Annotated in this window: 20 protein-coding genes; 9 read left to right on the top strand and 11 right to left on the bottom strand. The window is 57.8% G+C overall.

Annotated elements, in window-relative coordinates:
• Positions 1 to 2: 2 nt before the first annotated feature.
• The 7 genes from H4317_RS01540 to H4317_RS19465 form a co-directional block, all read right to left on the bottom strand.
• Positions 3 to 932 (bottom strand): alpha/beta hydrolase, encoded by a 930-nt coding sequence (locus H4317_RS01540; protein ID WP_185888445.1) that lies wholly within the window; start codon positions 930 to 932, stop codon positions 3 to 5.
• 122 nt (positions 933 to 1,054) lie between these two features.
• Positions 1,055 to 2,032, bottom strand: coding sequence for a signal recognition particle-docking protein FtsY (gene ftsY, locus H4317_RS01535; protein ID WP_185888444.1), 978 nt, complete (start codon positions 2,030 to 2,032; stop codon positions 1,055 to 1,057).
• 186 nt (positions 2,033 to 2,218) lie between these two features.
• Positions 2,219 to 2,380, bottom strand: coding sequence for a DUF4295 domain-containing protein (locus H4317_RS01530; protein ID WP_071843814.1), 162 nt, complete (start codon positions 2,378 to 2,380; stop codon positions 2,219 to 2,221).
• Between the two features lie 7 nt (positions 2,381 to 2,387).
• The gene (rpmG, locus tag H4317_RS01525) at positions 2,388 to 2,570 is read right to left on the bottom strand and encodes a 50S ribosomal protein L33 (protein ID WP_022825071.1); all 183 of its coding nucleotides are present in this window, start codon (positions 2,568 to 2,570) and stop codon (positions 2,388 to 2,390) included.
• A gap of 311 nt (positions 2,571 to 2,881) precedes the next feature.
• A complete protein-coding gene (locus H4317_RS01520; protein ID WP_260625769.1) occupies positions 2,882 to 4,519 on the bottom strand; it encodes an aminopeptidase P family protein in 1,638 nt (545 codons plus the stop codon).
• Between the two features lie 113 nt (positions 4,520 to 4,632).
• Positions 4,633 to 4,872, bottom strand: a complete 240-nt coding sequence (gene rpmB, locus H4317_RS01515; RefSeq protein WP_044015540.1) for a 50S ribosomal protein L28 — start codon at positions 4,870 to 4,872, stop codon at positions 4,633 to 4,635.
• 125 nt (positions 4,873 to 4,997) lie between these two features.
• On the bottom strand, positions 4,998 to 5,093 hold the full coding sequence (locus H4317_RS19465) for a DUF5522 domain-containing protein (RefSeq protein WP_349772194.1): 96 nt from the start codon (positions 5,091 to 5,093) through the stop codon (positions 4,998 to 5,000).
• 199 nt (positions 5,094 to 5,292) lie between these two features.
• Between H4317_RS19465 and H4317_RS01505 the strand changes: the two genes are divergently transcribed.
• Positions 5,293 to 5,760 (top strand): hypothetical protein, encoded by a 468-nt coding sequence (locus H4317_RS01505; protein WP_185888442.1) that lies wholly within the window; start codon positions 5,293 to 5,295, stop codon positions 5,758 to 5,760.
• 15 nt (positions 5,761 to 5,775) lie between these two features.
• Here H4317_RS01505 and H4317_RS01500 read toward each other — a convergent pair whose 3' ends face one another.
• Positions 5,776 to 7,248, bottom strand: a complete 1,473-nt coding sequence (locus tag H4317_RS01500) for a DUF6056 family protein (RefSeq protein ID WP_185888441.1) — start codon at positions 7,246 to 7,248, stop codon at positions 5,776 to 5,778.
• A 133-nt stretch (positions 7,249 to 7,381) separates the two neighbouring features.
• Between H4317_RS01500 and rocD the strand changes: the two genes are divergently transcribed.
• The gene (gene rocD, locus H4317_RS01495) at positions 7,382 to 8,629 is read left to right on the top strand and encodes an ornithine--oxo-acid transaminase (protein WP_185888440.1); all 1,248 of its coding nucleotides are present in this window, start codon (positions 7,382 to 7,384) and stop codon (positions 8,627 to 8,629) included.
• 75 nt (positions 8,630 to 8,704) lie between these two features.
• Here the strand turns inward: rocD and bglX are convergent, their stop codons facing one another.
• Complete coding sequence (bglX, locus tag H4317_RS01490; protein ID WP_185888439.1) at positions 8,705 to 11,026, bottom strand: beta-glucosidase BglX; 2,322 nt, start codon at positions 11,024 to 11,026, stop codon at positions 8,705 to 8,707.
• 1,007 nt (positions 11,027 to 12,033) lie between these two features.
• Between bglX and H4317_RS01485 the strand changes: the two genes are divergently transcribed.
• The 4 genes from H4317_RS01485 to H4317_RS01470 all read left to right on the top strand — a co-directional run bounded on the left by H4317_RS01485 (position 12,034) and on the right by H4317_RS01470 (position 14,748).
• A complete protein-coding gene (locus tag H4317_RS01485; RefSeq protein WP_185888438.1) occupies positions 12,034 to 12,558 on the top strand; it encodes a hypothetical protein in 525 nt (174 codons plus the stop codon).
• A gap of 29 nt (positions 12,559 to 12,587) precedes the next feature.
• Positions 12,588 to 13,082, top strand: coding sequence for a hypothetical protein (locus H4317_RS01480; RefSeq protein ID WP_185888437.1), 495 nt, complete (start codon positions 12,588 to 12,590; stop codon positions 13,080 to 13,082).
• Positions 13,083 to 13,157: 75 nt separating this feature from the next.
• The gene (hemB, locus tag H4317_RS01475) at positions 13,158 to 14,150 is read left to right on the top strand and encodes a porphobilinogen synthase (protein WP_185888436.1); all 993 of its coding nucleotides are present in this window, start codon (positions 13,158 to 13,160) and stop codon (positions 14,148 to 14,150) included.
• Between the two features lie 88 nt (positions 14,151 to 14,238).
• Positions 14,239 to 14,748: a GNAT family N-acetyltransferase gene (locus tag H4317_RS01470; protein WP_185888435.1), complete on the top strand. Its 510-nt coding sequence runs from the start codon at positions 14,239 to 14,241 to the stop codon at positions 14,746 to 14,748.
• Positions 14,749 to 14,757: 9 nt separating this feature from the next.
• On the opposite strand, the gene H4317_RS01465 is transcribed toward H4317_RS01470, so the two are convergent.
• Complete coding sequence (locus tag H4317_RS01465) at positions 14,758 to 16,176, bottom strand: APC family permease (protein WP_185888434.1); 1,419 nt, start codon at positions 16,174 to 16,176, stop codon at positions 14,758 to 14,760.
• A 183-nt stretch (positions 16,177 to 16,359) separates the two neighbouring features.
• Between H4317_RS01465 and H4317_RS01460 the strand changes: the two genes are divergently transcribed.
• The 3 genes from H4317_RS01460 (at position 16,360) to H4317_RS01450 (ending at position 19,362) form a co-directional block, all read left to right on the top strand.
• Entirely contained in the window at positions 16,360 to 17,316 is a 957-nt protein-coding gene (locus tag H4317_RS01460; RefSeq protein ID WP_185888433.1) for a cation diffusion facilitator family transporter, read from the top strand.
• 115 nt (positions 17,317 to 17,431) lie between these two features.
• Positions 17,432 to 18,640 carry a glycoside hydrolase family 1 protein gene (locus H4317_RS01455; RefSeq protein ID WP_185888432.1) on the top strand — a complete coding sequence of 403 codons (1,209 nt, stop codon included), beginning with the start codon at positions 17,432 to 17,434 and terminating at the stop codon, positions 18,638 to 18,640.
• A 5-nt stretch (positions 18,641 to 18,645) separates the two neighbouring features.
• Positions 18,646 to 19,362, top strand: a complete 717-nt coding sequence (locus tag H4317_RS01450; protein ID WP_185888431.1) for a phospholipase D-like domain-containing protein — start codon at positions 18,646 to 18,648, stop codon at positions 19,360 to 19,362.
• An 84-nt stretch (positions 19,363 to 19,446) separates the two neighbouring features.
• On the opposite strand, the gene H4317_RS01445 is transcribed toward H4317_RS01450, so the two are convergent.
• The gene (locus H4317_RS01445) at positions 19,447 to 20,976 is read right to left on the bottom strand and encodes an RICIN domain-containing protein (RefSeq protein WP_185888430.1); all 1,530 of its coding nucleotides are present in this window, start codon (positions 20,974 to 20,976) and stop codon (positions 19,447 to 19,449) included.
• Positions 20,977 to 20,988 lie beyond the last annotated feature (12 nt).

Below are 20,988 nucleotides of genomic sequence, written 5' to 3'. Positions count from 1 at the left end.
GTTTATTTACCCAGCAGAAACAGCAGCGGCTTATCAAGTCGTTGGTTCCAGGCTTTTTCGCTGTGGTTTTGCCCCGGCACGTAGCGCGTCTGCCAAGAGGTTGGTGTATAGCCCCGGGCCTGTACTACGGCATCTACCTCACGTTGAATGGCCGGATACAGCGCATCCAAAGTCTGGTCGCCACAATCGAAGTAGAGCTTGTGCGTGCGCGGGTCAGGCAGGGCGGTACGCAGGTAACGCAGAAAGGCAGCGGGCATGGGGTTGTTGCGCACCGTGAATGTCCCGGGCCAGTGCGTGGAGAGGCAGGCCGCCCCACCAAACACGGCCGGGTACTCACACAGGGCATACATCGAAATCAGCCCGCCCATGCTGCTGCCGGCCACAAACGTATGCTGACGGTCGGAGTACACACGGTATTTGCGGTCGATAAAAGGCTTGAGTTCCGTTACCAGAAAGCGGAGGTAGGCGTCGGAATTGGGCTGAAACTGCTCGGTACTACGGCCCGACTGGCGCAGTTGCTGAACCACGGTGTCGCGCTCCGCTGTAGTCAGTTGTTCAAAAGGCTTCTGGGGAAAATAGTTGGCGTGGCGACGGGCCCCGGCATTCCAGACGCCTACCACCAGCACGTCCTGCAGCTGCCCGTCCCGTTGCAGTTGGGTTACCACGTCGTCCACGTTCCAGGCTTGGTGGTTCCAGGTGGTGGTACTGTCGAACAGCATCTGCCCGTCGTGCATGTACAGCACCGCAAAACGTCGTTTCCCGTCGTAGTTGGCTGGCAGCCACACATCCACGGTCCGTGGCTCTACCAGTTTGGATGCGAAGCTCTCGATGTGCTCAATGCGACCAGCCACGGTTTTTTGCTGCATCGTCTGGGCTTGCAAGGAAAACTGTAGCATCCAGAACAACAGGACTAGGGCAGCGGGTAGGCGCATGGCAATGGGTAGGTTGAGGCAGGTATAAATGGTTATTCCGCGCGAAACGAGGAATCGGGGGTTACCGCTTAACGATGTACCCTACTTCCTCACTTCGCGCGGAATGACCGTTTTAGTAATCCTTATTTCTTAAACAGCGAATTCACGAACGTATGCCGGTCGAATAGCTGCAGGTCGGTCATCTTCTCTCCCACTCCAATATAGCGCACAGGCACCTGGAGCTGGTCACTGATGCCGATAACCACGCCGCCTTTGGCCGTGCCGTCGAGTTTGGTGATGGCCAGGGCCGACACCTCCGTTGCCTTGGTAAATTCCTTGGCTTGCAGGAAAGCATTCTGGCCGGTGCTCCCATCAAGTACTAGCAGCACCTCATGGGGCGCATCGGGAATTACCTTCTGCATCACGCGCTTGATTTTACTCAGCTCGTTCATCAGGTTCACCTTGTTGTGCAGGCGGCCGGCCGTGTCAATAATTACCACGTCGGCGCCCATTTCCACCCCTTTCTGCACCGCATCGTAGGCCACCGAGGCCGGGTCGGTGTTCATGCCATGCGAAATAACCGGCACGCCCACCCGCTGGCCCCAGATGATAAGCTGGTCTACGGCTGCAGCTCGGAAGGTATCAGCAGCGCCTAGTACTACTTTCTTACCCGCTGAGTGGAAACGGTGCGCCAGCTTCCCAATGGTGGTGGTTTTGCCCACGCCATTCACACCCACTACCATTATCACAAACGGCGAACCGGTGTTGTCGGGGCGGTCCAGAATGGCGCGAGAACCGGTAGCGGCGCTGTTGCGGTCCAGCAGCTCCACGATTTCCTCACGCAGAATGCGGTCCAGCTCCGACGTATTCACATACTTGTCGCGGGCCACGCGCTTCTCAATCCGGTCAATGACCTTCACCGTTGTGTCGATGCCCACATCGGCGTGCACGAGCAGCGTTTCGAGGTCATCGAGCACCGCTTCGTCTACCGTGTTCTTGCCTACTACCGCTTTGCTGAGTTGGTCGAAGAAGTTGGTTTTGGTTTTCTGCAGTCCCTCATCAAGAGCCTGCTGCTGCTCCTTGCTTTCCTTATCCTTCTTGAAAAAATCGAAAAGTCCCATTCGGTCAGGATGTTGCGCGAAGCTCCAGCTTCGCGCGTCGTTGCTGAGGTAAAGCAGATGGCGTATTACGGGCAGTAGGCCAGCCACTCAACAGGGCACCAAGCTGGAGCTTCGTGCTACAACGCAAAAAAGTCCCACGATGGCGGGACTTCTTCACTTATTCAGATTGCCACAGGGGGCACCGAATTACTTAACGCCGGTGGCGAGGTAATCCTGTACTTTGTCAACGGGCACCATCTCCTCGCGGAAGGTATAGGCACCGGTTTTCTCCGATTTCACGGCACGAATGACTTTAGCCCAGTCCTTGCCGCCTGGAGTTTTCAGGGTTGCTACTACTTTCTTAGCCATTGCTCAATTACTTGATTTCCTTGTGAACGGTCATCTTCTTGAGCACGTTGTTGAACTTCTTCAACTCAATGCGCTCAGGAGTGTTCTTGCGGTTCTTGGTGGTGATGTAGCGCGAGGTGCCGGGCTGCCCCGAGTTTTTATGCTCAGTGCATTCAAGGATCACCTGCACCCGATTGCCTTTCTTAGCCATCTCGACGGGGTTTTTGGGATTAAGGACTGCAAAGGTACGCGTCTTTTCGGAATAGACAAACAGTCAGGCGAATAATCCGCGGGCAAATATCAATTTGATATTCAGGGCTTCGGCCCTTCGATATATACCGCTCAAATATACACATAAGCGGGGCCACTGCCGAAGAAAGCTTCAGTAATGGTCCCGACTACAGGTGCAGTCCGCTCAAATAACAGGGCTTTGTGCCCCACATTTTCACTGCGCACTCCTCCGCTTCAGAACTGCGTTCAACGAGGAGAACGTAAAGCCGCCTCAGACAAATGCTAGGTGTGTTACTTCAGGGCAGGCAGTTTGAAATTGTCGAGTGCGCTGGATTTAGCCATCATGGCTTCTACCTCGGCCACGGTGCGGGGCGCTTCTTTTGAGAGGTTTTCGGGCGCGTCAGCCGTAATCAGGATATCATCTTCGATACGCACCCCAATGTTCCACCACTTTTTATCGCAGGGGCTACCTTCCGGAATATAGATGCCGGGCTCTACCGTGATGACGTTGCCAGCCTGCAGCGGCTTGTAATTGCCCCGGTCGTGCACGTCGAGGCCGAGGTAGTGGCTGGTGCCATGCGGGAAGTACTTGCGCATTTCCTCGGGTGTCTGGATAATGCCAAGCTTAATGAGGCCTTCCGCTACCACTTTCTGCGCAGCTTTGTTGGGAGCCTGAAACTCGTTGCCGGCTTTGCACGCCTGGATGCCGGCATCCTGTGCGGCAAGCACCAACTCGTAAATCTGGCGCTGGGCGGGGCTGAACTTGCCGGAAGGCGGCGCAGTCCGGGTGACATCGGCGGTGTAGCCGTGGTACTCAGCCCCGCAGTCCATCAGAATCAAGTCGTTGCCAAGGCGAGGCTTGTCGTTGGTTTCGTAGTGCAGAATGCAACCGTTGCTGCCGGCACCTACAATGCTAGGATAGCCTTCAAATTCGGCTCCGTATTTCTTGTATACATACTCGTGTAGGCCCTGCACTTCCATTTCACCCATATCGGGTTTCAGCGCCTTCATCACCTCCTGCTGGCCCACGGCACTAATTCGCACGGCTTGGCGCAGCAGCTTCAGTTCTTCGGGAGTCTTCACGGCCCGCAACTCGTCTAGTGCATCGTTGAGGGAGCCTACCTCAAAGCGGCTGACAGGACGGGCGGCCACGGCCTGTTGCCGTTCAGCATCGGTGGTGGCCTTGAGGTAGCCTTGCAGATAAGCATCCGTTGCTAATGCTGGCTGGTTCTTCGCCAAGCCTTCTACATAGCTCTTTATGCCGGCGGCATTCACCATTCCGTAGCGCTGCACAGTGGTATAGAGTGCATCGCGGCGGGCGTCGTAGTCGGCCGGAATAGCCGCTTGCCGACGAAACGTAGCGACCAGATCAAACAGGTCAGCAGGGTTGCGGCTGTCGTCACGAACATCTGTTGGGAGTTCCAGGAAATGGATGTGCTTGAAATCAGCCCAGCGGATGCCGGCTCCAGCGAAATCCTTGTTATCGGCCACGTACTGCAGTTTCAACTGTTGCCGGGTGCCTTCGGTACCGAGGCGACGGCCAGTCCATTGTTCGGCTTTTGGGTCGCGAGGCTGTACAAACAGCGCTTCCGTGATGCCAGCCTGTCCTCCTACCGTCTGGGGCTCCTTGAACAGCACCAGCACCGCATCCGGCTCATCGTAGCCGGTGAGATAGTATAAGTCCGGATGCTGATGAAAGATATAGTTGACGTCATTGGCGCGGTTGCGGACCGGGTTGGCAAACAGTACCGCTGCTGAGCCAGCCGGCAGTGCCTGGCGCAATAGCTCGCGGCGGCTCCGATGGAAAGCTGGGTCCAGAAAATCGGCGGGGCGGCCAGGGCCAGCGGCTCGCTGGGCCTGGGCAGCTGGTGCCAGACTAAGCGCCAGCAGCACGCACCGCATCACACGAAGAGCAGAAGTCAGATACATAATAGCAGGGAGAAGGTGAATACAACAAAGACGCGTACCCGCTCCCAAAAATTGCTTTTCGAGGCGGGTACGCGTCTGAAATAAATTCGTGCCGAAGAACGGCCGTTGGCTCGTTAGTAAACGATGAAGCCCTGCTCCTTCGCCTTCTTCAGGACCGACATGATGCCGTTCTTGTTGATGGTACGGATGGTGCTGGTCGCTACTTTCAGCGTTACCCAAGCATCCTCCTCGGGGATGTAGAAGCGCTTTTTCTGCAGGTTCGGGTAGAACTTGCGCTTGGTCTTGTTGTTGGCGTGCGACACGTTGTTGCCTACACGGGTACGCTTGCCGGTCAGATCACAAACTCGGGCCATGGTATCAGGAACTTAAAGGTTTCAATGCTGGAAAAAGGGACGCAAATATCGGCATAAGTTTGACAGAAGCAAACCGGAAGGCTGAAAAATAAGCCGTTATGGCTCCGGAGCCCTCTGCAGGCCGATTACTTTTTGGGTTTGCCCAAGCGCCAAGGACAATGCCGGCAGCCGCTGCCACAGCAACTACCGCGCCGGCGGTGATACTGCTCCGTAAAAACCATAAGGCCTTCGGGAGTGAAGTAAAAGTCGCCGGGCTGGAGCGGTTGGGCTGAGAAGGAAGACACAAATAGATAGAAATGCTCTGCAATGTACGTCGGCTCCCACAAAGACTACGTATACTATATATTTTTAGTATCTTTCCATTACCAAATTAGACTTTTCGCTTTACACTTTTTCTTTCGCTGGCAGATGCGGTACTGGATGTTGACGTTAATGCTACTGGGCACTGGGGTGGCCGGGCTACCAGCAGCGCAGGCGCAACAGCCCGAAATAGCCGTTCCGGCTGTGCGGCTGGCGTTGCAACTGACTACGCTGGAAACAATACCACCTGCTCCGCTAAAGGAGGCCCGACGTACGCTTGCCCAAGCCCGGCAGCGCTTCAATCGGGGCCTGAATCCGGGAGAGACGCTGTATATAGCGGCCACTCTTCTCAACGACGCCGCGAACCGCGTACCGCAGCTTGTGCAGGTACAAACCTGGCAGGATGGCCGCTTGATGGGCCGCTTAGTGGGCTCTAACCTGCCGGATGGCAATAACAAGGAAGAATTTGACGAAAGTGAAATAGTTGACTGGATGATTTTGCACCAGGATGGGGCAGAAGAAGGCAATTACGTAGGTAAATTTCTGGACCTGGAGGAACGGCTGGGCAGCCTGACTGGTCCCCGCTAAGCATAGCGCCGGCCGCTAATTAGTGCGGATAGTCTTCTTGCCAAAATATTCGGCATATGCCTGGTTTGACCAGTCGAAGACATCGGGGGTAATGTCGCCGAAGAGGATGGTGTAAGGCGGCTCCTGTAGGGGTTCTACCACCGTTTCATCGGGGAACCAGCCGGGTTGCTGCAGGGCATAGTAGCGGGTTGTAAGCTGCGCATCGTAGCGGGCAGCGGCACCGCCCAGCCAATCCTGGTAGGCTATCAGCACGTTGTTGTAGTTGTCGGTGGTCTCGTGGCCCCGTAGCGTCAATGTATGTCCGCCTATGAAAGCGCCTAGTATCCAGAGCACCAGCCCGGTCCGCACGAGGAGAGGTAGTGCAAACGTGGGCCGCTCCGTACGGCGCCATAGGTACTGTGCCCAAGCGTGGGCGTTCAGAAACCAGCCAACCAGGAAAAACAGATACAAAATATTGCGGGAGCGAAACGGCAGCGCCTGGTTGTTGAAGCGCCAGCCCATAAACGTTACCAATACCAGACTTACGGCCATCAGCAGCGTAATAAACAATGGGTTTTGAGCCAAGCGGTTCAATGGCAGATTTGGCAAACGCCGCAGCCGGTAGCTGACTGGCAGCAAAAGCAGCGTAAGTGCTGGCAGTACGCCGTTGCCGAGCCAGTTGCAAACATAGCGGTAGGCTGAAAGGGCGGCTTTGCTTAGCGACTCCACGATGGAATATTCATGGGCCGGCCCTACCCGAGCAAAGTTACCAGGTGCCAGAAACGTGGCGACGCACGCCACGCCTACTACAGCACTCAGCCACACATACGCCCACTCGATGCGCCGCCGCTGCAGAAAGCGTACGGCCGTATAGCCCGCAACGCCGACAGCTATAGGCACGGCATTGGTTTCGTTGCACCCGATAATTACAACGGCCAATACTCCAGCCAGCCCCAGCCACTTGCGCCTTGCAGCCGGGTTAGTAGCCCCAGCATACCGCACCAGCGCCGCCAGCCACAGCAGTGTGAGCAGTGCCGGCAGCAGATAGTTGTAGCCGCTTACAATCCAGTAAAAAGCCTCGGCCGGGCTTGGCAATTGCCATAGCAGCAGACTGATCAGGACGCCGCTGCTCAGCCAAAGCGTGCGGCGCTGAAACTCGTCAGCCAGCAGGGTGCGTAGCAACACGTATAACGCCACCGGAAGCGCCAGCAGCAGCAGCAGACAAATGGCGCCATAGCCTCCCGTGATATTGCCGCCATATTGCACCGGGTTCAGCAGCGCCCACAGCACAATGGAAGTGTAGCGGCCTGTCCAGGTCAGGTACATATGTGGCATGTAGCCCCAGCGGCCATGCTTATGCACATCGGTGGCCTGTAGAAAATCGTCGGCGGAGGGGTGGGCGTACCAGCACAGCGCCACAAAAGGCAGCAGGCATAACACCGTGGCTATAGCCAGCAGTAATGGCCCCAACGTCTGGCGGAATCGTGGAAAGGGTAAGGAATAGGGCATAAAATCAGAGACAAGCGGCATGCACGGATGCTAAAACTACTACCCGTCCTCGAAACCGGGCTATTTCCAAAGCTGCTGGCTGGCCGTACCATGGGGTTTTGCGTATTTTTGAGCTACCAACCTTTTCTGTCCTATGCAAACCATTCCCACCACGCATACCAGCCGCAGCCAGGAGCTGATGGCTCTCGAAGACCAGTACGGTGCCCACAACTACCACCCGCTGCCTGTGGTGTTGAGCCGCGGCGAAGGCGTGCATCTATGGGACGTGGAAGGCAAGCACTACTATGATTTCCTCTCCGCCTATTCGGCCGTAAACCAGGGCCACTGCCACCCGCGCATTATCGGGGCGCTTACGGAGCAGGCGCAAAAGCTGACACTGACCAGCCGGGCCTTCTTCAACGACCAGCTCGGCGCAGCCGAAAAACAGCTCTGCGAGTTATTTGGCTATGATAAGGCCCTGCTGATGAACTCGGGAGCTGAAGCCGTGGAAACGGCCCTCAAGCTGGCACGCAAATGGGGCTACCAGGAGAAAGGCATTGCTCCAAACCAGGCCCGCATCATCGTGGCCGAGCACAACTTCCACGGGCGTACTACTGGCATCATCTCCTTCAGCACTGACCCTGACTCGACAGGTGGCTTCGGGCCTTATACACCCGGCTACCAGGTAGTACCTTATGATGACTTGGAGGCCCTGGAAGAAGCCGTGAAAGAGCCGCATGTATGTGCTTTTCTGGTGGAGCCGATTCAGGGTGAGGCCGGCGTAATGGTACCGTCGGAAGGCTATCTGACGAAGGCCGCGGCTATCTGCAAAGCCCACCACGTGCTGTTTATTGCCGACGAAATTCAGACGGGCTTGGGCCGCACCGGCGAGTTACTGGCCGTGTGCTACGAAGCCGTGCATGCCGATATTCTGATTCTGGGCAAGGCGCTAAGCGGCGGCGTGCTGCCGGTATCGGCAGTGCTGGCCCGCAACGAAATCATGCTCACCATTCAGCCCGGTCAGCATGGCTCCACGTTTGGGGGCAACCCACTGGCGGCAGTGGTGATGCGGGCGGCGCTGGATGTACTGCTGGACGAAAAGCTCACGGAGAATGCCCGTGCGCTGGGCGAGGTATTCCGGGAGCGGATGCGCCGCGTGCAGGCCAAGCGCCCGGAAGTGGTAGAGCTAGTGCGCGGCAAAGGCCTGCTGAACGCCGTGGTTATTAAGCCGCACGCCGATGGCCGCACGGCCTGGGACGTATGCGTGACTCTGATGGAGCGCGGCGTACTAGCCAAGCCCACCCACGGCGACATTATCCGGTTTGCCCCGCCGCTGGTCATCAACGAAGAACAACTGCACGAGGCCTGCGACATCATTGAGCAGGTAATTCTGGAGTTCTAAAACGGAAACCTTTTTACCAGAAAAGCCCACCGTGCTGAGCATGGCGGGCTTTTCTGTGCACTTGTATTTCGCCGCTTAGTTCTGGGCCAGCGTGAAAGCGGCCATCTGTACGTCGCGGGAATTGCCGCCCACGAATACCTGGAAGTCACCGGGCTCGGCCACAAACTTCAGGTCGGCGTTGTAGAACTTCAGATCCTCGGGCGTTAGCCGGAACGTAAGCGTACGGCTTTCCCCCTTTTTCAGCAGCACCTTCTGGAAGCCTTTCAGCTCCTTTACAGGCCGGGAAATGGAGCCCACTACGTCGCGGATGTAGAGCTGGGCAACTTCTTCGCCATCGTAGCTCCCGGTATTCTGCACCGTCACTTTCACTTCCAGCGTGCCATTCATGGGCAGCGTGGCAGCACTTAGCTCAGGCTTGCCGTACTGAAACGTAGTGTAGCTCAGGCCGTAGCCGAAAGGATAAAGCGGCTCGTTTGATATGTCTAGGTAGCGCGACTTGTACTTATCTAGCTGCTTCCCGACGTAGGGCCGGCCAGTCATCTTGTGATTGTAGTAGAGCGGAATTTGGCCCACCGACTGCGGGAAAGTAGCCGTGAGCTTGCCCGACGGATTGTAGGCCCCGAACAGCACGTCGGCAATGGCGTTGCCAGCCTGGCTGCCCGCAAACCAGGTTTCCAAAATAGCATCGGCGTTTTTGTCTTCCCACGGCAGCGTTAGAGGGCGGCCGCTCATCAGCACCACTACCAAGGGCTTGCCGGTTTTTTTCAGCGCCTTCAGCAGCTCTAGTTGCTGGCCCGGCAACCCAATATCCGCGCGGCTGGCCGCTTCCCCCGACATTCCCTGCGACTCGCCCACGGCGGCCACAATCACATCGGCGCCCTGCGCTAGCTGCACCGCTTCCTGAATGAGAGCCTCAGAGGTACGCGCGTCCGGCTTTATCTCGCCGTTGTAGGCATTGAGACGGTCAACGAGTTGCTGGTCGTCGGTAAAATTGGCACCCTGTGCCGTCACGAGTCGAACGGAATTGCCCACCGCATTCTTCAGGCCCTGCTCCAGCGAAACAGCCTGTTTCCAGTCGCCGGCAGCACTCCAGCTCCCGAGCATGTCGTGCTGGCGGGTGGCCAGCGGACCGATGAGGGCAATAGTACCCGTTTTCTTGAGCGGCAAGGTATTGTTGCTGTTTTTGAGCAGCACCATGCTTTTGCGGGCTATGTCGCGGGCCTCGGCAATGAATTCCTTCTTCATCATGGTTGCCTTGGCCCGCTTCTCGTTGGTGTAGAGGTAGGGGTCTTTGAACAAACCCAGCTTCCATTTGGCTTCCAGAATGCGGCGGCAGGCTACATCAATCTGCTCCTGTTTCACGGTGCCATCCTTCAGATTCTGGGCCAGATTCTTCAGGAAAATCTCCCCTACCATATCCTGGTCGATGCCCGCATTCAGCGCCAAGGCCGAAACCTGCGCATCGTTGCCCATGCCGTGGGCCGTCATTTCGTTGATGGCAGTATAGTCGGTGGCCACGAAGCCGTTGAATCCCCACTGGTTGCGCAGCAGCTCGGTCATCAGCCACTTATTGCCGGTAGCCGGCACACCGTTGATATCGTTGAACGACGACATCATGGAGCCTGCGCCTGCTTCTACAGCGGCTTTGTAGGGAGGCAGATACTCGTTGTACATGCGCACCAGGCTCATGTCGGTGGTGTTGTAGTCGCGGCCGGCTTCGGCGGCACCATATAGCGCAAAGTGTTTCACGCAGGCCATTACTGTGTTGTTGCGGCTCAGGTCGTCGCCCTGGTAGCCGCGCACCATAGCGCGGGCAATCTGGGAGCCGAGGTATGGGTCTTCACCGGAGCCTTCCGAAATGCGGCCCCAGCGCGGGTCCCGAGCCAGGTCTACCATGGGCGAGTACACCCAGTTGATGCCGTCCGCGGAAGCTTCTTCGGCCGCAATACGGGCGCTGCGCTCAATGGCCGTCAGGTCCCAGCTGGAAGCCAGCCCCAATGCAATAGGGAATATGGTGCGGTGACCGTGAATAACATCGTAGCCGAAAAACAGCGGGATGTGCAGACGCGAATCTTTCACAGCCATTTCCTGGAGTTTGCGGGCCGCTACTGGCGTATACGTATTCAGTACCGAGCCAACATTGCCTTTGCGGATATGCGCGTCCACGTCCTTGCTCACCACGGGCCCCGTCACATCAAACCCGACCGTTATCATGTTCAGCTGGCCGATTTTCTCTTCCAGGGTCATCTTTTGCATCAGGTCGTCGATGAACTTGATCATCTTCGGGTCTGGGGCGCTGGCGGATGCGGGAGCAGGTGCGGCTGACTTCTGAGCCTGCAGTTGCGGAGTGAGCAAGCCCAGCGCCATGAGCAGGGCAGTTGTGAAAACTCGTTTCATGCGGGAATTGAAAGAGAGGATGGAATAGACAAAGCGAAACCCAAGCGTTACGCTTCAGGCCGATTAAATGGCGTATTCTGCAAAGCTGCCACTCTGAGCAAACGACTGAGGCACAGCAACCCGGAAAAATATAGCAGGCCCAATAGACCGTGTCAGCTTCCCCAACATGCACGCATGGTAAAACGCGAGGTACAAGGGCAGTTTTGGCAGGAAAGGCGTATGGCTGGCCTTTACGGGGCTGGAGCAGTGCTTATCAGAGGCTCAGCGCATCAAAATGCCACTAAAGAGCCGAACCGGGGCTGTTCTGTGTCCGGAGAGTGAACTATACAGCGCTGGAAAAACGGGTTTCTGCCACGGGCTGCATCCGTTTTTGTCGGTACGCAATACTACAAAACCTTTGACTTGAGTGAGAAACGAATGTGCAGCTTACTCTGAAAATTTATGACAGCAGCAGCTCACCTTACAGGACTCATTTTATAATTTATCAAACACATGACGCATATAATAAGCAAAAAATAGATATAAAATTATACTATTCTAGCACACACAACGCAGACAGTATCTGTTTTCTGTCGCAATTTTTCTTATTCCAAGGCATCGGCATCGTTCTGTGTCTACCGTTGGGCACGCAGGCAACAAATTGTACCGCTATTGAGCCGCCAGTTGCCGAGTTGTTATCTAGCTGTACAGAATAGGCATGGTGTTATGGCGACTCAACGCGCACACCAGAATATAACACCCATATAATCTGCCACTTACTATACACAACATTCTGTTGCGGCAGGTAAAAACGTGTTACGTAAGCTTCCCAGATAAAGCAATGGTGCTCCTGACACCCTGTAAGGCACCGTTTTTCGGGAGCCGGAGCCATTCTATACGTTCACTCGCCACTGTACGCCCTGCTGACGTAGCATTGCGAGCATCATCGGCGCGGCGTTCCGAACCGTTTGTCGGCTCGAACTCCCGGTCCCTGCCTATCTTGGGCGACTTACTTTTCGTGGTTGTTTGTGAAATCTATTACCCTCTTGAGCAGCCTGCTGCTCCTGTTACTAGCCAGCTGCCGTAGCCAGGAAGTGGCATTTCAGTTTCAGCCCGCAACGGGCAAGGTGGCTACCCCGGCGTTATCTGTACCTGCTGTTGCCCCCACGCCACTTCCCACTGTAGTAGCGGCGACCTACGCCACACCGGCCGCGCCAGCTTCTCGCACAAGGCCTGCCGGAATACGCCGCTTACTGCTCATACGTCGGCCAGCACTCTATCAGACGGCGGCCCGCGCAACCGTTGCGAGACCGTACGCTGCTGCCAAGCACTTGGGCGAGAGGCCGCAGCAGCCGCAACTGGAACACACGGCGGCTTTCGTGCTAGGCGCAGCGCTGATAGCCGGCGGCGTGGTAGGTGGTATTCTGCTAGGCGGCTGGCTGGGCCTGGGTGTGGGCGCCTTAGTAGTTTTACTAGGCTACTACTTTGTAGGCGTGGGCATTGGGGGAAAGCACGCGTGGCTAGAGGTGTTCCAGGAATTTTTTAACATGTAGAAATGCTACGGCGACTTTGGCTTCAGCTAATGCTTTTCGGGTTGCTGGCCAGTTGCCGCAGCGAAAAGATGGCGTTTCAGTTTCGGCCGGCTCAACCGATTTTGAACATAGTGCGGGCAGAAACCACAGCCACGCGAATAGCGTCAGCCAGCTATTACACAGTCCCAAGCGGCAGTTTGATACAGCCAGTACCCACCATAGCTAGTGCTAAACGAATAATCCGGAATAGCCAGCCGCAGTATCGCCACGCTGTACAAACTATTCACTTAAGTGAGCAGCAGGGGAGGAAGTCTGGAAACACTTCAGTTTCAGAAAAGCCAACTGCAGCCGAACATCAACTTTTGATCTGTCGGCAGCCGGTAGATGGGGCCAATGATGTATTGTTTTTTAGTGGAGCTGCCTTGGTGCTAGCAGGCCTGATTATCGGAATATCCATTGGCGGCAGTAGCGGGTTGCTGCTCGCACTGCTTCTATTCGGGATAGGCTATCTGCTGGCGAGCAAAGCCTACGGCAGCCATCCGTAGCGGCAAATGCACTCCCGCCCGCAACCTTACCTTTGCGGCAGCTGTTCTATTTCGTCTTACCAATTGAAAGCAACAATGCCCAACGTCCCCACGCACCGCCCGCGCCGCAACCGCAAGTCTCAGGTTATCCGCGACATGGTGCAGGAAACCCGCCTTACTACCCACGATTTTATCTACCCGCTCTTCCTGATTGAAGGCCAGAACCAGCAGCTGGAAATCCACTCGATGCCCGGTATTCACCGCTTCTCTGCCGACCGGATTATCGACGAAATTGGGCGCTGCGTGGAGTTGGGCATCAACACGTTTGCTCCGTTTCCGGCTATCAATGATGCGCTGAAAGACCGGCTAGCCCGCGAATCGGCTAACCCTGAAGGCTTATACCTTAAGACTATAGCCGATATCAAGCGTCAGTTTCCGGAGGTGGTGCTGATGACCGATGTAGCCATGGACCCCTACTCTTCTGACGGCCACGACGGTGTAGTGGACGTGGAGTCGGGCGAGATTCTCAACGATGCCTCGCTGGAAGTGCTGGGCCAGATGGCCCTGGCGCAGGCCCGCGCCGGCGCCGATATTATCGGCCCCTCGGACATGATGGATGGCCGCGTAGCCTGGATCCGGGAAGTGCTCGACCAGAATGCGTTTTCACACGTGAGCATCATGAGCTACACGGCCAAATACGCCTCGGCTTTCTACGGCCCCTTCCGCGATGCGCTGGACTCGGCGCCTAAAAAAGGCGACAAGAAAAGCTACCAGATGAACCCGGCCAACAAGCGGGAGGCACTGCGTGAGCTGGCCCTCGATGAGGCCGAAGGCGCTGACATGGTGATGATTAAACCGGCCCTGAGCTACCTCGATGTGATTCAGTCGGTGAAGGACAACACGCACCTGCCCGTAACGGCCTACAACGTGTCGGGCGAGTACGCCATGGTGAAAGCTGCCGCCCAGAACGGCTGGCTCGATGGCGAGAAAACTATGATGGAGGTGCTGACCAGCATCAAGCGCGCCGGTGCCGACGCCATCCTGACCTACTTCGCCAAGGAAGCAGCCGAAGTGCTGCGCCGCGGGTAAGTCTGGGGCCTACTTTCAACCCGAAAATTAGGAACGCGCTTCGGCGCGTTCTTTTTTTGCGCATCTGCCACTGCTGCTAGTTCTGCCCATGCCCATCATTCGCCTCGCCACCTTCCCCGACCTGCCTGCCATCCTGCACATTGTGCGCCGGGTGGTGCCGCTAATGAATGCTGCCGGCAACTGGCAATGGACCACCGAGTACCCGAACGAGGACGTGTTTCGGCGTGATATAAAAAAGGGGCACCTGTGGGTAGCCGAACTGAACGAAGAGGTAGCCGCCGTGGCAGCCCTTACCCACAACGACCAGGACCCCGAATATGCCCAAGCCGACTGGGATTTTGCGGAGCCGGCCCTCGTGACGCACCGCCTCGTCGTAGATCCGGCGGCTCAGGGGCATGGTCTGGCCGAAGCCCTGCTCCGCCACGCCGAAACGCTGGCCGCCGCGCAGGGCCTGCGCACACTCCGTGTGGACACCAACTCCGAAAACGCTGCTACACAGCGTCTGTTTCCGAAACTGGGCTACCGGTTTGCGGGCGAAATCACGCTGGCGTTTCGGCCGGGCCTGCGGTTTTTCTGCTACGAGAAGCGGCTGGACTAGCCGTCGGCGTTAGGCCCGGTTTTGCCCGAAAGGCCAGCGGCCCAGCCGGCGGCTCCAGAGCAGAAATACGCCGGTGCCCACGGCCATCATCAGCAGGGCTGCTACCTGAAACGAGAGGAAGAAGCTGCCCGACTGTAGCGAGAAGCTGATGCCGTCTTTGATGCTCCAGAACACCCACAACCACACCACAATAACAATGATGACGGGTAGCGGATACAGCGGCATCCGGAAGGGCAGCCCCTGTGCACCGCGCCGCCGCCGAAGCAGCACCAGCCCTACGGCCTGCCCCACAAACTGCACCAGAATCCGCATGGCCAAGATGGCCGAAATGACTTCGCCAAGCCGGAACAGCAGACTGAATACGAAACCCGCGCCGCCCAGCACCAGCAGCGACACGTGCGGAAAATGCTTAGTGGGGTGGGTTTTGGCAAACACCGGCAGAAACTCGCCATCGGCGGCAGCGGCGTACGGGATGCGCGAGTAGCCGAGCAGCACCGCAAACAGCGAGGCAAACGCCACCCACAGCACCAGCGCCGTAGCAGCCTTGGCGGCCCCGGCCCCGTACAGCCGCTCTACAAACGTGCTGACAATGAACTCCGAGTGTTGCGCTTCCTGCCACGGAATGACGGTGCCCACGCTCCAGTTCAACAGCAGATACAAAGCCATGATGCCCAGAATGCTCAGGAAAATACTGCGCGGAATCACGCGCTGCGGCTCCTTGATTTCGCCACCCAGATGGCACACATTGTAGTAGCCGAGGTAGCTATAGATGGTTTTGACGGTAGCCTGCCCCATAGCGGCCGAGAGTAGCACGCCCGGCAGCTCCGAAAAACCGCCGGCCGGCAGCCACGCAACCTCATGGGTAGCGTGCGTCACGCCCCCAAAAATCAGCCAGCCCATCAGGCCCAGCACGCCCATCCAGAGCAGCACGCCAAGCCGCCCAATGTCCTCGATGCGGCGGTAGAGCAGCGCAATAAGCAGCAACACCACCACGCCTGATACCAGTTTGGACTGCCACCATTCTGTGAGGGGCACGAGGTAGCCGAAGTACTGCGCAAACCCAATGGCGCCCGAAGCCACCACCAGTGGCGCCTGCACCAGCGTTTGCCACACATACAGAAACGACAGCAGCCGGCCCCAGGTATGCTCGCCGTAAGCCAGCTTGAGGAAGCGGTAGGAGCCGCCGGCTTCCGGGTGCGCGGCTCCCAGCTCGCTCCAGATTAGGCCATCGAACAAGCTCAGAGCAGCTCCTACCACCCAAGCCAGCAGGAAATTCGGCCCCATAAAGCCCATGACCAGCGGCAGCGTCACGAAGGGCCCAATGCCCACCATGTCTATCATGTTGAGCGCCGTGGCTTGCACCAGCCCCAAACGGCGGCGCAATGGAGCGGTGGTGGCAGAAGAATCGGCGGAGTCGAGGTGGGCCATACAGAGAGCTAGAGCTGTAAAAGTCGTAGAAATACCGAATGTTCAGATTCGGGCCTTACTTCTGCTTTCCGTAGGCCCAGATGCTTTTTCGGCTGTACTGCCCGCTAGCTAGTTGGCCTTCGTCCGGCTTTGCCAACCCCCGGAACCCGGGGCGCGTACGAGTGGCACACGTTCGTCTTCTTTATGTCCGCCGGTTCATCCAAAATTGCCATCTACGGGGCCATTGGGGCCAATATTGCTATTGCCGCTTCCAAGTTTGTAGCCGCTTTCTTCACGGGCAGCTCAGCTATGCTTTCCGAAGGCATTCACTCGCTCGTGGACAGTGGCAATGGCCTGCTGATTCTCTACGGCGTGAAGCAGTCCGAGAATCCCGCTGATGCCCGCCACCCCTTCGGGCGCAGCAAGGAGCTGTATTTCTGGTCCCTGATTGTGGCCGTGCTGGTGTTTTCGGTCGGTGGCGGCATGTCGTTCTACGAAGGCATTGAGCACCTCAAACACCCAGCTCCCATCACCGACCCCACCTGGAACTATTGGGTACTGGGCCTCTCGCTGATATTCGAAGGAATTTCCTGCTTCCTGGCCTTCCGCGAATTCAACAAAGGCCGTGGCGACTTGGGCTTCTGGGTTACACTGAGCCGCAGCAAAGACCCTTCGGTTTTCGCAATTCTCATGGAAGACCTGGCCGCACTTTTAGGCCTGGGCATAGCGCTGGCCGGCGTGTACTTCGGGCATGCGCTCAACAATCCGTACTTCGATGGCGGCGCCTCCATCTGCATTGGCATACTGCTGGTATCGGTAGCTATTTTTCTGATTTACAAGACCAAAGGGCTGCTGGTAGGCGAAGGGGTGGACGACGAAACCCTCGACTCGCTGGAAGTTATTGCGCGGCAGCAGCGCGGTGTAGAGCAGGTGCGCCGCCCGCTCACCATGTACATGGGCCCGCAGGATGTGGTGCTGGCGCTTGACGTGGAGTTTCATGACCACTTGTCGGCGGTAGAAGTGGAGCACGCTGTAGATGAGTTGCAGGATGCCATCCGGGCCAAGCATCCGGAGTTCAAGCGCATTTTTATCGAGGCCAAAGGACTGGCCGGCAAGCAGCGCGAAACGGCTCTGCAACCTCCCATTTCGCCCCAAATCTGACCAGCGCGGCAAGCTCCACCTTAACCTAAGGTGCAGTTTGGCGGTACACGGCACAGTAGTGCGGCGCCGATGGGGCCGCACTACTGTGCTTTTTTGTTCACCAATATCTGCGTTTATGGTCCCTGTTGCTACCCGCTCTAACCCGTTTCAATCGTTCTGGATGGCCGGCTATGAGTGTACCGACCAGCTCAACTGCTTCGGCAACCGGGTTGATTTTTTGCCGCTGACAGGCCACTTGCAACTCCTCGACGACGATTACCAAGGACTCCAGCAGTATAGCCTAGGCACCGTGCGCGAAGGTATCCGCTGGAGCCAGATCGAAAAAGCGCCTTATCAGTACGACTGGACTACGGTGCGCACCATGCTGGCTGCCGGTCAGCACCACGGCATTCAGCAGGTCTGGGACCTGTGCCACTTCGGCTACCCCGACGACCTAACACCGCTACACCCGCTGTTTGCGCGCCGGTTTGCGGCGCTGTGCCGGGCTTTCGTGCTCATGTACCGGGAAATACGCCCCGAGGGCGAGTTGATTGTAACCCCTATTAACGAGGTAAGCTTTATGAGCTGGCTGGGCGGCGACGCGCGCGGGACTTCGCCCTATTGCGTGGGGCAGGGCTGGGAGGTGAAGTACGGACTGATGCGCGCCTACATCGAGGGCGTAGCAGCCATGCGCGAGCTGGACCCGAACATCCGTATTCTGACCACCGAGCCCCTCATCCATATCGTGCCGCCGCTGAACGCCACCAAGGCCCAGAAAAAACAGGCCCGCGAATGGACCGATAACCAGTATCAGAGTGTGGATATGCTCTGCGGCCGGCTCTGCCCCGAGCTGGGTGGCCGGCCGGAGTTTTTCGACATCATGGGGGTGAACTACTACTACAACAACCAGTGGGAAATTCACACACACCACCGCCTGCCTTGGGTGAACGAGCCCTACGACCCGCGCTGGCGCCCACTACACCACCTGCTACGCCAGGCCTACGAACGGTACGGCCGCCCGATTGTGGTGAGCGAAACCAGCCACCCCGGCCTCGACCGGCCACACTGGATGCGCATGGTAGCTGAAGAATCTGCCGAAGCCCTGCGCCAAGGCGTGCCGCTGTGGGGCGTGTGCCTCTACCCCATCCTCGACCGGCCAGACTGGGATTTCCTGGACCAGGAATGGCACCGCTCAGGTCTTTGGGATGCTGTGCTACGGCCCAACGAGCCGCCATTGCGCGTGTTGCACCAGCCCTACGCCGATGCGCTGCTGGCAGGCCAGCAGCTGGTGGCTGAGGCCATAGCTCCGGAGCTCGTCAGTTCACTGGCGCTTTCTTTATCTTAGCCAGCATGAACCGACCACCCGCCGATACCACCGACCTGCTGCATCACTTCAAACGCGCCTTCGCTGATTCTACTCTCTCGCTGGATGAAGCCCGCCTGTTGCGCCAGCGGCTGGCAGAGCATGGCCAGCATGGCGAAGGCCTGCACGAGTTGCGCCACCGCCTGTTTGGGATGGCTCGTGACCGATTCAACAGTTTTCAGGACAAGGCCGTGATAGAATGGCTGGAAGCAGCCAGTGCCTTGCTGTTGCCTCCGGCTGGCCCACCGGCTCGCGCCGCCCGTTCCGAGGTGTTCTTCAGCCCCAACGACGACTGCGTGGCCGCCATCCGGCGCTTTTTAGGCGAGGCCGCGCATACCCTCGATATCTGTGTGTTCACAATTGCTGATGACCGATTGACCGACGCTGTACTGGCCGCGCACAAACGCGGGGTGCGGGTACGCCTGCTTACCGATAACGACAAGCTCTTTGACCGAGGCTCCGATGTGCGCCAACTGCACGCGGCTGGCCTGCCCGTGCACGTCGACCGTACCACCGACCATATGCACCACAAGTTTGCCGTGGCCGACAGCCGGACCGTGCTAACCGGTTCCTACAACTGGACCCGGTCGGCGGCGGAGCTGAATCTTGAGAATCTGCTCATCACAGAAGACGAGGCTATTGTGCGGCGCTACAACCAGGAATTCGGGCGGCTCTGGGACTCCCTGGAGCCTTTCGGAGGCTGAAACGCACTCTTTATAATAGAAAAGCGCCACCTGCTCTTACAGAACAGGCGGCGCTTTTCTATTATAAAGAGTTACTAGATGAGACTATTTAGCGGCCTCAGCAGCGGGTTCAGCGGTGGCGGCACCTGGCCGGCGGATGCTCACCAGCTGCCTAGTGGTGGTGGCGCCTACGGTTAGGTTTAGGTTATAGTCGCCGGCGGGAAGGCCCGTGAAGTCGAGAGTCTGGTGGTGAGGGCCGGCGTTCTGGCGGCGGTAGTCCGATACGCGAACTGCCGAGCCCCGCTGGTCATAGAGTACCCAGCCCATCGGCTGCGCTTCTCCCAGTTGGTATGCCATCTGCACCACCCCGTTGGAGGGATTGGGATATACTGCCAAGCGGTTGGAACCAGTTACGGGCACGTTGGCGGCTATCGGGCCGGCCAGCTGGGCATCTTTTGGGGCTGCAGCTTCCAGCTTCCATTGTTGCGTGGGGCGGCTAGCGTAGCGGCGCTGCTGCAGGCCGCCTTCTTCCTCGGTGCCGGCAGTCAGGGCTTTGTTGCTGTGCTTGGCTGTGAGTTTGTAATAGCCTTCGCCGGCTTCCTCTATTTTCCAGAGCTGGTTGTTTCCGCTATAGTAAGGCCAGAGGCTCAGGGCCGCGCCATTAGAGGTTTCGCTGCCTAGCACTTCCAGCACCTTGCGTCCGCCCTGCACTGTGAGCTTGTAGTAACCACTACCTGCTTCCTCAATTTCCCACTGGGGCGCTCCGGTAGGTGCCGTTGCCAGGCCTGGCTCTTTCGACACCGGGGCGTCGCCCTGTACTTCCAACGGTTTTCCGTCGGAGCGGGCCATAAGCGTAAACACGCCAGGAATGCTGAGCGCCTTGGCAATTTCGGCAGACGTAGGAGCGGCCTGTTTTGCAGGCTTCGGAGCCGGAGCTGGTTTGGGGGCCGCTGGTTTTGCAGCTACAGCTACTTTGGCAGCAGGAGCTGCTTTGGGCGTTGCTGGGGTTTTAGCAGCGGCCGTGGCTTTGGCCGGTTTTGCAGCGGGTTCCGGCGCAGGCGCAACAGTAAGTACAGTGGGCGCCTCTGCTACCGGCATGCCGGGGCCTTCCAGCGGGTAGAGGTATACAGAAGGAACGGTTTGTGCCCCTTGCCCTGGGCGTACCCACTGCAGGCGCACGTTGGCGTCTCCATCCTGGTCATAGTATTCCACTTTGATGGTGGTTCGCTCACCGGCGGCCAGGCTTACCTCGGCACTGGTAGAAGTAGTGGTGCTGCCCTGTCCGTTCCAGTTGTCGAGAATCTGCTTGCCGTTTATCCACAGCCGCACCCCATCATTGGATTTGGTAATGAACTTGTAGCGGCCTGTGGCGGGGGCTTCAATCTGTCCTTCCCAGCGCACCGAAAAGTTGTCACTACGCAGGCCAGGGGCCGGAATACCCATTTTCCACTCAAAATCGACAACAGCATCGACGCGACGCAGCAGCGGTGTACCGGCCAGGGTGCCGTTGTTGAAATAGGAGCCCGTCAGGCCGGTGCCTTCGCCCGGTCCGAGGGTAGTAGCAGCCTGCGTACCTGGTTGTGTGGCGGGGCCCGAGGCAGGCAGTCCGCCCAGCGCAGAGCCGGTAGAGAGCAACCCGGCTACAAA

Origin of the sequence: Hymenobacter sediminicola (assembly GCF_014250515.1) — a bacterium.
GTDB lineage: Bacteria > Bacteroidota > Bacteroidia > Cytophagales > Hymenobacteraceae > Hymenobacter > Hymenobacter sediminicola.
This window is presented reverse-complemented; position numbering and strand designations above follow the sequence as displayed.

Bases quoted from the DNA above. Each gene is read 5' to 3' on its own strand.
- H4317_RS01530 (WP_071843814.1), bottom strand. From the start codon at position 2,380: ATGGCTAAGAAAGTAGTAGCAACCCTGAAAACTCCAGGCGGCAAGGAC.
- bglX (WP_185888439.1), bottom strand. From the start codon at position 11,026: ATGAAACGAGTTTTCACAACTGCCCTGCTCATGGCGCTGGGCTTGCTC.
- H4317_RS01450 (WP_185888431.1), top strand. From the start codon at position 18,646: ATGAACCGACCACCCGCCGATACCACCGACCTGCTGCATCACTTCAAA.
- H4317_RS01455 (WP_185888432.1), top strand. From the start codon at position 17,432: ATGGTCCCTGTTGCTACCCGCTCTAACCCGTTTCAATCGTTCTGGATG.
- H4317_RS01480 (WP_185888437.1), top strand. From the start codon at position 12,588: ATGCTTTTCGGGTTGCTGGCCAGTTGCCGCAGCGAAAAGATGGCGTTT.
- rpmG (WP_022825071.1), bottom strand. From the start codon at position 2,570: ATGGCTAAGAAAGGCAATCGGGTGCAGGTGATCCTTGAATGCACTGAG.
- rpmB (WP_044015540.1), bottom strand. From the start codon at position 4,872: ATGGCCCGAGTTTGTGATCTGACCGGCAAGCGTACCCGTGTAGGCAAC.
- H4317_RS01470 (WP_185888435.1), top strand. From the start codon at position 14,239: ATGCCCATCATTCGCCTCGCCACCTTCCCCGACCTGCCTGCCATCCTG.
- ftsY (WP_185888444.1), bottom strand. From the start codon at position 2,032: ATGGGACTTTTCGATTTTTTCAAGAAGGATAAGGAAAGCAAGGAGCAG.
- H4317_RS01520 (WP_260625769.1), bottom strand. From the start codon at position 4,519: ATGTATCTGACTTCTGCTCTTCGTGTGATGCGGTGCGTGCTGCTGGCG.
- H4317_RS01465 (WP_185888434.1), bottom strand. From the start codon at position 16,176: ATGGCCCACCTCGACTCCGCCGATTCTTCTGCCACCACCGCTCCATTG.
- H4317_RS01500 (WP_185888441.1), bottom strand. From the start codon at position 7,248: ATGCCCTATTCCTTACCCTTTCCACGATTCCGCCAGACGTTGGGGCCA.
- H4317_RS01540 (WP_185888445.1), bottom strand. From the start codon at position 932: ATGCGCCTACCCGCTGCCCTAGTCCTGTTGTTCTGGATGCTACAGTTT.
- rocD (WP_185888440.1), top strand. From the start codon at position 7,382: ATGCAAACCATTCCCACCACGCATACCAGCCGCAGCCAGGAGCTGATG.
- H4317_RS19465 (WP_349772194.1), bottom strand. From the start codon at position 5,093: ATGGTTTTTACGGAGCAGTATCACCGCCGGCGCGGTAGTTGCTGTGGC.
- H4317_RS01505 (WP_185888442.1), top strand. From the start codon at position 5,293: ATGTTGACGTTAATGCTACTGGGCACTGGGGTGGCCGGGCTACCAGCA.
- H4317_RS01460 (WP_185888433.1), top strand. From the start codon at position 16,360: ATGTCCGCCGGTTCATCCAAAATTGCCATCTACGGGGCCATTGGGGCC.
- hemB (WP_185888436.1), top strand. From the start codon at position 13,158: ATGCCCAACGTCCCCACGCACCGCCCGCGCCGCAACCGCAAGTCTCAG.